Genomic DNA, 13,081 nt, shown 5'->3' with positions numbered 1-13,081 from the left:
GGAGTGGATCGCCCCCTACGAGAGCAAGTGCTCGAAGAAGCAGCTCTGACGCGTCACTGCGCCGGCGCGAACTGCGTCCCGTTCCACGCGTAGCGCACGTTCGCGACGCCGCCCCACGGCAAGAGGAGCGGCTCGATCGCGGCGCCGGAGCCGGGTTTGTCCTGCGGCCAGGGATAGCTCTCCTTCGTCCAGCCCTTCGCGGTGCCGGGCCGCACGTCGATGTCGAAGCCCTTGCCCTTCTTCGCCGGCACGAACTGCACGAGGCCCTGCACGCGCTTGCCCGACACCTCGCGGCCCGTCTCGATCGAGAAGACGCGCGCGATGTTGCCGCCCTTCACCTGGTAGACGAAGAGCGCGTCGATCTCGACCGTCTGCGCCTCGACCTTCACGTGGCGCTCCCCGCGCACGATGAGCTCCGCCGCGCCGTCGCCGTCGAGATCGCGCGCGGTCAGCTCGCCGACGTCCTTGTCCTCGTTGAACTGCGTGAGGGTGAGGCGCGCGTAGCCGCTGCCGCCCTTGAAGCCGGGGCCGAGGACGACGAGGTCCCGCCCGAACAGCGCGACGCGCTCGGGCGTCGCGTCGCCGTCGACGTTCACGCCGAGGTCGAACTTCGGCTTCGTGCCCGCGGCGACGTTCGCGTCTCTCATGTACGCGTCCATCACCGCCTTCGAGTTGTCCGACGGCTTCGTCACCGCGGGGGTGGGGACGTCCTTCGGGAGCGTCGCGCTCGCGGTCGCGGTGCTCGGCGCGGCGGCCGGAGTCTGCGGCACCTCCGTCGCGCTCGCGACCTTGCCGTTCTCGATCTTGAACGTCTTCGACTTCACCGCGCCCCACGGCAAGAGGATCGGCTCGACGCCGTTGCCCGCGAGCGGCTCCTTGAAGCTCCCCGCGTCCCAGCCCGTCGCGGGCTCGGTCGTCACCTCGATCTGCTTCGCGCCGAGGTGCACCGCGTTCGTGACCTTCTTCTTGCCGTCGCTCGAGATGACCATGACCTGGTGCGCGAACACCGAGTCGGGCTCCTCCTTGCCCTGCGGGATCGACCACAGCTCGAGGAGCTCGTGCACGGCCTGGCCTTGCGTGACGCGGCGGCGGAGGACGACCTCCTCCTTCGGGCGCCCGAGCACGATGGCCCCCGTCTCGAGCGTGACGATCTCGCCGACGAGCTCGCGCCAGAAGAACTGCTTGCCGCCGCGGTAGCCGGGGCCGCAGATCGTGATGAACGATCCGAAGACGCTGATGCGCTCCTTGCGATCGTCGCCCGCGACGTCGGCGTAGATGTCGATCGACGGCTTCGTGCCCGCGAGCCCCTTCTGCTGGAGGAGGCCCTCGACCACCGCCGCCTCCGCCGCGATCGGGAGCGCGAGGAGCTCGTTCGGTTTGTCGGCGCCGCCGGGGCCGGTCGCGAGGACGCCGCCGCCGTCGTCGTGGTAGCGGAACGTCGCGCGGAGGCCGACGCGCGTCGACGCCGCCTCGGCGAACGACGACCACGGCACCGTCGCCTCGAAGGTGACGCCGCCCTTCACGTCGTTCTCGACCAGCTTCGCGCCGGTGACCTTCTGCCCCGCGTTCGGTCCCGAGATCCACTTCACCGCGCCGGGCGAGCTGCCGGGGACGCCCGGCCAGAAGCCGATCTCGTACGCCTTCAGCACGCCGCGGCCGGCGGGGAAGGCGAGGACGACGCGGACGTGATCCTCGCCGTCGGCGTAGCTCTTCGATCGCTTCAGGCTCGGGTCCGCGATTTCGGCCGCGAGCCAGAGCGTGTCGTCGCTCGCCTGCACCGCGACGTCGAGGCCGAGGTCGTCGGTCTTCCCTTCGATCTTCTCCTTCGCCGCCGCGCGCGCGTGCCACTCCTTCGGGACGCCGTCGAGCTTCGGCGGGTTCTTCTTCGAGAGCGTCTCGAGGCGGAGCGGACCCGCGAACGCGACCTCGGTGCCGGTGCCCTGCTCGCGGTTGCCCGCGCCGCCGAGCGCGGCGATGCCTCCTTGCGCCGCGGCGACGTCGCCGATCGACTCGTGCTCTTCTTCTTTCGCGTCGCTCGCGGGCGTCTTCGCTTCTTGTTTGCCGCCGCACGCGGCGAGGACGACGAGAGAGGCGAGGACGAAGCGGCGATCCATGGCCGCACGTTATCAGTTGCAGGTCGTCACTTCATTGTCGAAGGCGCACTTGTCGTCGATGCAGTCGAGCGGCCGCTGGCAGTCCCAGGGGGCCTCGCACTTCGCGCCCTCGACGCCGTACGCCGCGCACTTGTTCGTGTCGAAGTTGCAGTAGCCGTTGATGCAGCCGATCGTCGGGCTGCACGCCTCGCCGGCCTTCGCGGTGGGGGTGGGGTACGGCTTGCACGTGCCGCCGAAGCAGAACGAGCCGAACGCGCAGGGCTCCTCGTCCTCCTCGCTCGCCGGCTCGGTGCAGGTCGCGTCCTTCGCGACGGGCGCGGTGCACTTCCTGCCGACGCAGCGGAGGTCGCCTTCGCAAGGACCCTGCGTGCAGTCGCCGCCGGCCGCGATCCGCTTCACGCACTTGTCCTCTGCGTTGCAGAAGAGGTCGCGCGCGCAATCGGCGTTCGCGCAGTCCGCGCCCTCCGCCCCCAGCGCCGTGCACTTGCCGCACGTGGCGGTGGCGTTGGCGTAGATGCACGAGCCCGTGTCGCACTGCACGTCATTGGAGCAGTCGGCGCCAGCGGCGAGCTTGCCCTTGAACTCGCACTCCGCGATCTGGTCGATGCGCTTGTCGCACGGCTCGGTCTTGAGCTTGTTCGCGCACGCGGTGAGCGCCGCCGCCGTCATCCCCGTGCTCGCCGCCGCGCGCAGCGGCGCGATGTCCTTCTCGTGGTTCGTCGCGCACGTCTTCGCGTCGCCCCACTCCGCCTCCACCTCGCCCGGGCTGCAGCGGTCGAACCGCGCGCACAGCTCGGTCGCGTAGTCCGACGGCGTCACCGCGCCGCCGCTGCTCGACGTGCTGCTCTTGCCGTCGTCGTCGTCATCGTCGTCGTCGTCGTCGCCGGAGCTCGAGCTCCGCCGCGGCGTGGTCTCGGTGGTGCTGCAGGCGGTCGCGACGCCGATGACGCCGGCGAGGACGAGCGCGATCGAAGCGCGGAGGAGCGACATCCTCCGATCGTATCAGCGACCCTATGGCGCGCGCCGCGACATCGGGCCCAGGTCCTTCCCGACGATCCCGAAGCGCTGGAGCGCCTTCATGATCTCGATCATCGGGACGATCGAGGCGGACAACGCGAGGAGGATGAGCCACTCGTAGCCGCCGAGCTCGAAGGTCTGGAAGACCTCCCGCAGCGACGGGACGACGATCGCGATGAGGTGGATCCCGGCGCTGACGAGGACGGCGATGAGGAGCGCGAGGGGGAGCATCGGACGCAGCACGAGGATCGACGCCGTCGCGGAGCGGCAGTTCAAGGCGTGGAAGAGCGGCGACAGCGCGAGGAGCGAGAACGCCATCGCGCGCGCGTAGTCCTGGTAGATCTCCGGCGCCGCGTTCCACGGCCAGAAGTAGCAAGCGACGGCGAGGCCGCCCATCAGCACGCCGACGGTGGCGATGCCGAGGTAGTCGCGCGGGCTGAGGAGCCCGCTCGTCGACCTGCGCGGCGGTTCCATCATTTGTGTCGGATCCGGCGGATCGACGCCGAGCGCGAGGGCGGGGAGGCCGTTCGTGACGAGGTTGATCCAGAGGATCATGAGCGGGCGGAGGCCCTCCAGCCGCGGGACGAGGCTCGCCACGAACACGGTGACGATGAGGCCGGCGTTGGAGGAGAGGAGGAAGAAGATGAACTTCTGGATGTTGCGCCAGATCGCGCGCCCCTCGCGCACGGCGTCGACGATCGTCGCGAAGTTGTCGTCGGCGAGCACCATGTCCGCCGCCTCGCGCGCGACGTCGGTGCCGTCCTTGCCCATCGCGATGCCGATGTGGGCCTCCTTCAAGGCGGGCGCGTCGTTCACGCCGTCGCCGGTCATCGCGACGATCTCGCCGCGCGCCTTGAAGGCCTTCACGATGCGGAGCTTCTGCTCCGCCGTGACGCGCGCGAACACGTGCACGTGATCGATCCGCCGCGCGAGCGCGTCGTCGTCGAGCCGGTCGAGCTCCGCGCCGGTGAGCGCGATCGCGTCCTCGCTCCAGAGCCCGAGCTCCTTCGCGATCGCGACCGCGGTGAGCTTGTGATCGCCCGTGATCATCACCGCGCGCACCTGCGCGTCGGCGCACGCCTTGACCGCCTCCTTCACCCCGACGCGCGGCGGATCGATCATCCCGACGAGCCCGAGGAAGGTGAGCCGCTGCTCGACGTCGGCGCTCGGGGACGGGCCGCTCCCGCTCGACGGCGGCGGCGCGCTCGCGCGTCCGAGGTCGCCGACGCCGCCGCGGAGATCGCGACGCGCGACGGCGAGGACGCGGAGCGACTGGCTGCTCATGCGCTCCGCCTCGGCGAGGATCACCTTGCGCTTCTCGTCGTCGAGCGCCTCGAGGCCGTCCTTCGTCAGCTGGTGGACGCAGCGCGGGATGAGGACATCGGCGGAGCCCTTCGTGTGCGCGATCTCCTTGCCCGTCTCGTCGAGCGCGATGACCGTCATCCGCTTGCGATCGCTGTCGAACGGGATCTCGCGCAGGAGCTGGTGCGAAGGCGCGACCGACTCCTTCGGGAGCCCGCCCTTCGCCGAGAGGGTGAGGAGCGCGCCCTCGGTCGGATCGCCGACGACCCGCCACTGGCCGTCCTTCCGCTCGAGCGACGCCGAGTTCACGAGCGTGATCGTCGCGAGGAGCTCGCTCAGCGCGGGGCGCTCGGAGCACTCGACCGCCTTGCCGTCCGCGTCGACGATCTCGCCGCGCGGGTCGTAGCCGGTGCCGGTGACGTTGTAGCCGATGCCGCCGGCGTAGACCTCGCGCACCGTCATCTCGTTCTGGGTGAGGGTGCCGGTCTTGTCGGAGCAGATGACGGTCGCGGCGCCGAGCGTCTCGACCGCGGCGAGCTTGCGGACGATCGCGCCCTTCCTCGCCATGCGCTGCATGCCGAGCGCGAGGGTGATGGTCGTGATCGCGGGGAGCCCCTCCGGGATCGCGGCGACGGCGAGGCTCACCGCGGCGAGGAGCAGCTCCTGCCACGTGGTCTGGCCGCGGTAGAGGCCCCACGCGAACATGAAGGCGCTGATCGCGATGCAGGCGACGAGGATGCGCTTGCCGAAGTGATCGAGGCGCTCCTCGAGCGGCGTCTTCTGCTGCTCCGACTCGGAGAGCATCGTCGAGAGCTTGCCGAGCTCGGTGTCCTTGCCGGTCGCGACGACGACGGCGCGGCCCTTTCCGCGCACGACCGACGTGCCGGTGAACAGCATCGTCGCGCGGTCGCCGATCGGCGCGTCGTCCGGCAGCTCGGCGCGGGCGTCCTTCTGGATCGGGAGCGACTCGCCCGTGAGCGCGGCCTCCTGCGTCGCGAGGTTGATCGTCAGGATGAGGCGCGCGTCGGCGGCGACGGCGTCGCCGGCCTCGAGCTCGAGGATGTCGCCGGTGACGACTTCCTTCGCCGGCACGACCTTCACGACGTCGCCGCGGCGGACGCGCGCGTTCGGCGTCTGCATCTTCTTCAGCGCGTCGAGCGCCTGCTCCGCGCGCCGCTCCTGGTAGAAGCCGAGCACGGCGTTGAGGACGACGATGAGCCCGATCGCGATCGCGTCGCCGTAGCGCGCGAGGAAGGACTCCTTGTTCGCGCCGAGCCCGTTGATCGTCGCGATGACGGCGGCGACGAGGAGGGTGAGGACGATCGGGTTCGCGAACTGCGCGACGATGCGCTTCCACGCGGAGGGCGGGGGCGCGCTCGGGAGCTCGTTCGGACCTTGCTTCGCGAGGCGGCTCGACGCCTCCGCCTCGGTCAGGCCGGCGGAGGGATCGGCGTCGAGCTTCGTGACGAGCTCCTCGACCGTGACGGCGTGAACCGCGGTCGGAGGACCCTTCTCCGATGTTGGGACTGCAGAAATGGGCGCCGCTTCCGTAGACACGAGCGGCGCTACCTTACTCTAGCGGCCGGCTTTGCGCTGCTCTTGCTGCTGTTGCTCGGCTTCCATCTCTTCGAGGGCCGCGGCGAGCTCGTCTTGCTCGCTGCGGGACGCGACGGGGGGAGGGGCGGGGGCCTCGACGCGCTTCGGCGCCTCGGCGCGCACGGGGGGCGCCTCTTCGGGGGGGAGCATGCCCATCTTGCGCTTCAGCGCGGCGAGGTCGTCCTCGGCGCCGGCGTTCCGTTCGAGGGTGGAGAACTTCGAGGCGAGGATGTCGCCCGTGTACTCCTCCTGGATCTCGTTCGCGGCCTCGGCCTCGGCCTCGATCTGATCGATCTTGCCGGCCATGCGCTCGAAGGTCTCGAAGGCGCTCTGGTCCTTGAGACCGTGCATCGTCTCCTGGATCGCCTTCTGCGCCTCCGCGCGCTTCTTCCGGGCGATGAGGACGTTCTTCTTCCGCTTCGCCTCCTCGATCTTGTCGTTCAGCATCCGAAGCGCCTTCTTCAGGCTGTCGACGGCGTTCTTCTGCTTCGTCCACTGATCCTTGAAGGTGTCGGCGAGCTGGTCGTGCTCCTTCTTCCGCGCGAGGGCCTCCTTCGCGAGCTCCTCGTTTCCGGCGCGGAGCGCCATCATCGCGCGCCGCTCCCACTCCGCGGCGTGGGCCATCTCCTGCTCGTATTGCTTCGCGAGACGCTTCTCGTCCGCGATCGAGGCGGCGACCTGCTTCTTCGCCTCGACGAGCTGGTTGTTCATGTCGAGGACGACCTGGTTCAACATCTTCTCCGGGTCTTCCGACTTGGAGATGAGGTCGTTCAGGTTCGACTTGATGAGCTGAGCGAGGCGGCTGAAGACGCCCATGGTCAGGACTCCTTCCTGGTGGACTTCGGAGCGGACGGGGGCATCGACGCTGCCTTCGACAGCTCGACGAGGTTCGGCACCTGCTGGGCGAGGGTCACGTCGACCTCGTCGAGCGTGGCCTCGAGCTCGTTGTAGTCGAGGTTCTCGAGCTCGAGCGCGGCGACGAGGACGATGCGTTTCTCCTCGAGGCCGAAGCTCGTATGGATGAGCGACTTGGCGTTCAGGGTCAGGAGCTTCCGAAAGAGGTCGCTGTTCTCCTCGTTGTCCTCGACGTCTCCCACATGCACCCGCAAGACGACGAGGGGCGGGTCCACGCGGAGCGCGGTGGGAGGCATGTTCGTGCCTCCATGAACGAGGAAGGTCCCAGGTTGATCGTCCACCGGGGAATACCGGCGGTTCATCTTGCCGAGGTACGCCTCGACGTCGTTCACGCTTCGCATGTAGACGCCAGCGTAAGTTCGTCCGGAGTGCCCTTCAACGAAAAGAGCTGCTACGCTCGCAGCGATGCCTTCAGAGCCTGGCCTTTCGCCGGGATCGCTCATCGGCGGGGTCTACAAGATCCGCCGGCTGATCGGTCAGGGCGGCATGGGAGAGGTTTACGCCGCGGAGGGCCGCGGTGGAGAGAAGGTCGCGCTCAAGATCTTGCACGAGCGGGCCGCGCAAGACCCGGACCTCGTCGCGCGCTTCAACCGTGAGGCGGACATCGCGAAGAAGATCGCGTCGCCGTACGTCGCCGGCATCCTCGGCTCGGGCAAGGAGCGCGACGGCCGGCTGTGGATCGCGTTCGAGCGCCTGGTCGGGGAGGGGCTCGACGAGCGGCTGCGCCGCGAGCAGTACCTCTCCTTCGCGGAGGTCGCGCCGATCATCGAGGACTCGCTGCAGGGGCTCCACGCCGCGCACCATGCTCACGTGGTCCATCGCGACATCAAGCCGGCGAACCTCTTCATCGAGAAGCGCAAGCTGACGCCGGAGGAGATCCGCGGCGGCGACCCGGAGGAGCGCACGCGCATCCTCGATTTCGGCGTCTCGAAGATGAAGCAGAACGCCTCTCGCCGCAGCGAGCCGTCGCTCACGGCGTTCGACGCGACGCTCGGCAGCTTCGCGTACATGGCGCCGGAGCAGGTGCGCGGCTCGGCCCGCGTCGACGAGCGCGCGGACCTCTACGCGCTCGGCGCGGTCGCGTTCCGCGCGCTGACGGGCCGCCTCCCGTTCGAGGGCTCGAACGCGCTCACGCTCATCGCGCTGAAGCTCGATCGCGATCCGCCGACCCTCGCCTCGACGACGGGCGACACGTGGCCGAAGGCGATGGAGAACTACCTCTTCAAGATCATGGCGCGCGATCGCGACAAGCGTTACGGCACCGCGATGGAGGCGCTCGACGCTTGGCGCAAGGTCTGCCGCGTGATGGGCAACAAGCCCCGTCGGCCCCCGCCCCCGCCCCCCCCTCCAGCATCCCCCTACTCGATGCGCGACGACCACACCGAGGTCACCGCGGCAGGCTTCGACGCCCCGGCGCCGCTCGCGCCCCCGTCCCGGCGACGCTGACCCCCGAGCCCGGCGGGCCGTTCGTGCTCTTTACTTAGGCGTGCACGACTCTCCAGTCCGCCGCCACGCCTTGGTATGCGGCGTCGCGAGGATCTGCCTTTTCGCTCCGCATCGCGCCCGCATCCCCGCCACGGCCCCACCCCAGAGCCCACAACCCAGCCCCAGCTACAGCACGCACCCGGACCGAACGCTGGCGACACGCGCAGGCCTCTTTCGCATGCGTCGGCTGCTCTACGCAAGCAGACGGAGCGCAGCGCGCACAGCGACATCGAGCGGTTCGGACCACACGGCCCGCGGAGTCGTGTCAGCGCAGCGCCGACGTCTCGGTCCCGGAACCCGAGGCGGACGAGTGCGAAGCACATGACCTCTCGCGGTGTCCGCTCGTCGTAGCGGCCGGCGCGAGCTTGAGCGATCCGCGCCGTCGCGGATCAGCCTTGCCGCCATCGTCTGAACCGCTCCCGCCCCGGCCGCTGCCGTCGCGGAACCGACGCTCGCGTCCACGTCGTGGGCATGCGTGTTCGTCGCGATGGCGCCGTCCTCGCCGCTGCCGGAGCGCGTCCACGTCGTGGGCATGCGTGGCCATCGCGGCTGCGCCGTCCGCCGCCGCCGGTGCGCTCGCGCGGTCATCGTCCGTCGCGATGGCACCGTCCGTCCTCGCAGCCGCGTTCGTGTCGTGGGGAAGCTTGGCGATACCCATCTCGGCGGCCGCCGGATCGCTCTCGACCGCTGCGCTCACGGACGCGTCGCCGCCGGAGCGGCGCACGCGCGGCCGGTGCGCCGTCTCGGCTCGCGAGCCGACCAGATTCGGTTGCGCACTACGGTCGGCAGCAGCGGCGACGATGCGCGTGGCGCTTCCTCGATGCTTGCGCGCGACGTGCTCGGTGCCAAGGCCTGCTCCGCAGCAAGTCGATTGTGCGTGCGGCAGAAGGATCCGAACGTTCTCGATCGTACCGTCGCCGCCGAGCGCGCGCGGCTGCCGATGATCGACCTCGCGCCACTCTCGCGCCGGGCAGCGCTCGCCGTCCGCGCTGACGAAGGTGCACTGCCCCGCGTCCCGCTCGTGCACCTCGCGCAGCGTCTCGCGCGAGACGTCGTTCGGATCCGCACGTCCCTTGCTCCGTCGCCGCCGCGGATGTTTCACCTTTCCGAGCTTCGTCTTCTCGAGGTGTTCCAGCTCGAGATCGAGCGCGCGTTCGATCTCGACCGCGAGGTCGCCATTCGGATTCACGTGTCGCAAGAGAGCGCGCGCGCCAGCTCAAGCTTGTCGCGCAGCTCCACCGTCGCCGTGACATGGTCTGGAACCGCTCGACCGAGAGGGGAAGGGGCTGCGCGCTCGGCGTGGGCGCGGACGCCACCGATGCCTCGACGAACTCCGGGAAGCGCGCGCTTCGCGCGGCGGCGATCCGGCGCGACGCCTGGTCCTCGCTGAGTCCGAGCTTCCGCGTGCAGAAGTCGTGCAGCGACGAGCATGCTTGCTCGAGATGGATCCGCCGTTTCTCGACCTCGACGAGGTAGGCGAGCATCGCCGCGACAGCGCGACGCTCGTCACCAAGGACGCGCCGAAGTGCCGACAGGAGCTGTTCGTACGAGAGAGGTCATCGATGCGCATGACGTCATCTACCGTGCGATTTTCAGCCTCTTCAGCGCCCCGAGCACGCCTGCGCGCGGGCTTGGCACGCACGACCAACGGAAGGCGTGCTCGAACGCGCCGAGGAGGCGAAGGCGGCGAAGCCGGTCCGCGCCGAAGGACGCCGCCTCCTCCTCGGCGCCGGCGTCGCGGAGGCGGCAAGAGCATCCTCGACGTGCGCGGCCTGACGTGAAGATGCGCGAGCGCGTTCTCGTTCGAAAGCTCGATCTCGCGATGACGAGCGGCGAGCGCCTCGGCACCCTCGGACCGAACGGCGCGGGAAGACGACGCTCATGCGCGCGCTCCTCGCCGCCGCGGGCGATCCCGACGCGCTCGGCAAGCACGTCACGACCGAGGGCACGATCGACCTCGGTCGCCGCGTGCGCGTGGGGTATCTCGATCAGGAGCGCGCGTCGCTCGACCCGAACCTCTCAAATCTTCGAGCGGTGGCGCGCGCGGTGCCGAGCCTCGACAAGGAGCGCGTCGATCCGAGGAGCTACGTCGAGCGCTTCATGTTCGACTCCCACGCGCAGCGGAAGAAGGTCGGCGCACTTTCGGGCTGCGAGCACGCGCCTCGCGCTTGCAGAGCTCCTCGCCTCCGCCGCGAAATTGGTCCTCGACGAGCCCCTCGAACGCCTCGACACCGACACGCTCTCGGCGCTCGAGGAGTTCCTCTCACCGACGAAGGCTTGCTCCTTGTCCTCACACACGATCGCTATCTCCTCGATCGCGTGACGACCGGCATTCTCTCGTTCGAGGGCTTCGGGTGACACGGGAGGGTACCATGCGTACGCAGGGGGCGCGCGCGGGCGGCGGTCCCGGCGAAGGCGCCGGTCGCGAAGCCGGTCGCGAAGCCCAAGCCGTCCGGCCTCTCGAAGAACGAGCAGCGCGAGTCATGGATCAGCTCGACGCGGCGGAGCAGGCGACGAAGCGCGCGCACGCTGATGGTCGCCAAGACCTGTTCGAGGGCGACGTCGAGGTCAGCCCCCGGAAGCCACGGGCGCGGTCATCCTCCGCGCCGCCGATGCTACACGAATCGACACGACGCGCGGGCCTGCACGGCCACCTTCTATCCGAACTGAAACGCCTTGCCGTCACCCCCTAGGGGCAATGTTTAGCAGCGACCGAGTGGTCTACGGTCATCGTCGGCGTCGCGACTAGAGGCGCAATTGAATCTAAATGGTTGCAACCAGGCCTCCACGCCCCGCACTAGCTGACGATTGGACACAAGCTGCGAGCCGCTCGATTGTCCAAACGTCCTTCAAAGCGCAACGAGGTGTCGACATGTCGCATCGGCACTCGTCTCTTCGAAAAGTACTTACAACCCTCGCGTTCATATTGGTCGTACTCGGGTGGCATCGGGACGCCCGCGCACAGCCGTTCAGCGATTACGTCTGCTCGATCTGTCCGACGATGACGCATGTTGACTACAGATACAACTCCGACGAGTTGCCGCTGAATCCGAACTGCTTTGGCCCAGGCTGTGTGGCAGGTAACTACATTAACAACTTGCACCACGGCAGGGAATTTGTGGCGAGTCGACGGGTGGCACAAGTCGACTTTCGTATTCGATACGCTCGATACAGAAGCCTATTGGGACTATCTAGACATCCGCATCCAAGAAGATGGTGGGTATTCCATGCTCGTGCATCACCTAACCGGAATGCCCGGCTCGGATGGTATTCCATGGGACCCTGGACACCCCAGACAAAGCACTACGACTTCGTATTTCATACGGATGGAAGTGTCACCAGGTCTGGCTTTCGCATCGGTGCGGCGAGGGCGTGTTGTAACGCGAGCCAAGGTGGATGGATTGGCCGAGCGCTCGTTCCTAGTAACATCGCCACCTGGGGAACAGCCAATCAAGATTTCGACGTATACGTTCGTTGCAACGCGCTGCCAACATTGAGCGTCTATGACTACAGGGGCTACAGTTCGAACGTTCAGGAGTTCCTCTCCTTCGCCAACCCTGGCCTCTGCACGAATCCTGGCACTTGGTACATTGTAGTGAACTCACACAATGGTGCAGGCCAATTCGATCTTGTGTACAGCAGAATGTACAGCACAGAGTACCGCAACGTTAGGGCCGGCATCGCATTCAACGGCACAGCAGCGAACAAGGCGATGTTTAGCGATACGCTACTGAGAGCGGCGAGACAGTTCTATGGGCAGACCGAGGGAAGGATCGTCCTCAAGCAGTTTGATATGTGGAACAATGTTGGCGCGACCTGCTCTGGTACTTGTGGCGGCCAGCCATGCGACCTCTGTTTTGTCAACGTATCGGGCACCGCTACATACGCGTCCCTCCCTGTTCCTAGGATTGATATAAAGCAGAGCTATTTGACGACTATGAGGGCGTGGCGCACGAGTTCGGACACATGTTTCTGGATGTCCGAAACGAGTATACCGGTCAGGGAGGAAATATGCCTGGCGGCTATTGGACATGTGGTCATAGCAATATGGCGAATCCTCGTGGCAGTCAGAACAACTTCTGCATGGGTCCGCATGTCGGCACACTGTACCACCCCTCTACTCTTCAAGACCATGAGCGCGATCCTAGCCCAGGATCTCCGCCGGCCGGTCTGTCCTCAGTGTGGACCGTCGCTGCGGCGAAGGTGCCGGACGGGACGGGGGATACACCTGATAATTATGACTATCAGGACCACGACTTCAATGGGCTATTTACGGTTATCCCGCACTAGCGTCGCCAGGCGACTGAAGATGGAGGATGTAGTGAAGAACGCAATTGTTGGTGCGCTGCTCATGGTGTGGACTGGAGCGTGCTCGCGCGAGACGGCTTCACGTTCCGAGCCCAATATCAGCGAGGCCTCTCAGTCGAAGGCGGGCGGAAGTGAGCCCCCGTCAGTTCTCGGAAGGGAAATGGGCCATCCGCCTCACGACGGGCCTGCGCCGCCGGTTCCGACAGTGTGGCTCGACCCCGGAGACATGCTGACCTCCGTCGGGAGCACTCCGATACGGGCTTGGCTCGACAACGATGGTATGCCCGTCAGTGGCCAGACCTTGACCGCCATCTCGTCGCAATTGCAACTTCACATGTTCCCCT

Annotated in this window: 9 protein-coding genes; 3 read left to right on the top strand and 6 right to left on the bottom strand. The window is 67.6% G+C overall.

Annotation, left to right across the window (positions count from 1 at the left end; translation table 11 throughout):
- Nucleotides 1–53 precede the first annotated feature (53 nt).
- From KF837_44725 to KF837_44705, 5 genes are read right to left on the bottom strand one after another with little or no spacing between them, the layout of a single operon-like run.
- Nucleotides 54–2,114 carry a hypothetical protein gene (locus KF837_44725; protein MBX3234481.1) on the bottom strand — a complete coding sequence of 687 codons (2,061 nt, stop codon included), beginning with the start codon at nt 2,112–2,114 and terminating at the stop codon, nt 54–56.
- 12 nt (nt 2,115–2,126) lie between these two features.
- On the bottom strand, nt 2,127–3,104 hold the full coding sequence (locus KF837_44720; GenBank protein MBX3234480.1) for a hypothetical protein: 978 nt from the start codon (nt 3,102–3,104) through the stop codon (nt 2,127–2,129).
- Nucleotides 3,105–3,125: 21 nt separating this feature from the next.
- Complete coding sequence (locus KF837_44715; protein MBX3234479.1) at nt 3,126–5,990, bottom strand: cation-translocating P-type ATPase; 2,865 nt, start codon at nt 5,988–5,990, stop codon at nt 3,126–3,128.
- Between the two features lie 18 nt (nt 5,991–6,008).
- Entirely contained in the window at nt 6,009–6,845 is an 837-nt protein-coding gene (locus KF837_44710) for a PspA/IM30 family protein (GenBank protein ID MBX3234478.1), read from the bottom strand.
- 2 nt (nt 6,846–6,847) lie between these two features.
- On the bottom strand, nt 6,848–7,285 hold the full coding sequence (locus KF837_44705) for a CesT family type III secretion system chaperone (GenBank protein ID MBX3234477.1): 438 nt from the start codon (nt 7,283–7,285) through the stop codon (nt 6,848–6,850).
- A gap of 64 nt (nt 7,286–7,349) precedes the next feature.
- On the opposite strand from KF837_44705, the gene KF837_44700 reads away from it, so the two are divergent.
- Nucleotides 7,350–8,390, top strand: coding sequence for a serine/threonine protein kinase (locus KF837_44700; protein ID MBX3234476.1), 1,041 nt, complete (start codon nt 7,350–7,352; stop codon nt 8,388–8,390).
- A 304-nt stretch (nt 8,391–8,694) separates the two neighbouring features.
- Here KF837_44700 and KF837_44695 read toward each other — a convergent pair whose 3' ends face one another.
- A complete protein-coding gene (locus KF837_44695) occupies nt 8,695–9,618 on the bottom strand; it encodes a hypothetical protein (GenBank protein ID MBX3234475.1) in 924 nt (307 codons plus the stop codon).
- A 692-nt stretch (nt 9,619–10,310) separates the two neighbouring features.
- On the opposite strand from KF837_44695, the gene KF837_44690 reads away from it, so the two are divergent.
- Together KF837_44690 and KF837_44685 are read left to right on the top strand one after the other, a co-directional pair.
- A complete protein-coding gene (locus KF837_44690; GenBank protein MBX3234474.1) occupies nt 10,311–10,787 on the top strand; it encodes a hypothetical protein in 477 nt (158 codons plus the stop codon).
- Nucleotides 10,788–10,912: 125 nt separating this feature from the next.
- Nucleotides 10,913–11,122: a hypothetical protein gene (locus KF837_44685; GenBank protein ID MBX3234473.1), complete on the top strand. Its 210-nt coding sequence runs from the start codon at nt 10,913–10,915 to the stop codon at nt 11,120–11,122.
- Nucleotides 11,123–13,081 lie beyond the last annotated feature (1,959 nt).

It is taken from the genome of Labilithrix sp., from assembly GCA_019637155.1.
In the GTDB taxonomy this organism is placed as follows: domain Bacteria; phylum Myxococcota_A; class Polyangia; order Polyangiales; family Polyangiaceae; genus Labilithrix.
This window is presented reverse-complemented; position numbering and strand designations above follow the sequence as displayed.

Coding starts and splice junctions, on each gene's coding strand:
- KF837_44725 (MBX3234481.1), bottom strand. CDS start 2,114: ATGGATCGCCGCTTCGTCCTCGCCTCTCTCGTCGTCCTCGCCGCGTGC.
- KF837_44705 (MBX3234477.1), bottom strand. CDS start 7,285: ATGCGAAGCGTGAACGACGTCGAGGCGTACCTCGGCAAGATGAACCGC.
- KF837_44720 (MBX3234480.1), bottom strand. CDS start 3,104: ATGTCGCTCCTCCGCGCTTCGATCGCGCTCGTCCTCGCCGGCGTCATC.
- KF837_44710 (MBX3234478.1), bottom strand. CDS start 6,845: ATGGGCGTCTTCAGCCGCCTCGCTCAGCTCATCAAGTCGAACCTGAAC.
- KF837_44690 (MBX3234474.1), top strand. CDS start 10,311: ATGCGCGCGCTCCTCGCCGCCGCGGGCGATCCCGACGCGCTCGGCAAG.
- KF837_44700 (MBX3234476.1), top strand. CDS start 7,350: ATGCCTTCAGAGCCTGGCCTTTCGCCGGGATCGCTCATCGGCGGGGTC.
- KF837_44685 (MBX3234473.1), top strand. CDS start 10,913: ATGGATCAGCTCGACGCGGCGGAGCAGGCGACGAAGCGCGCGCACGCT.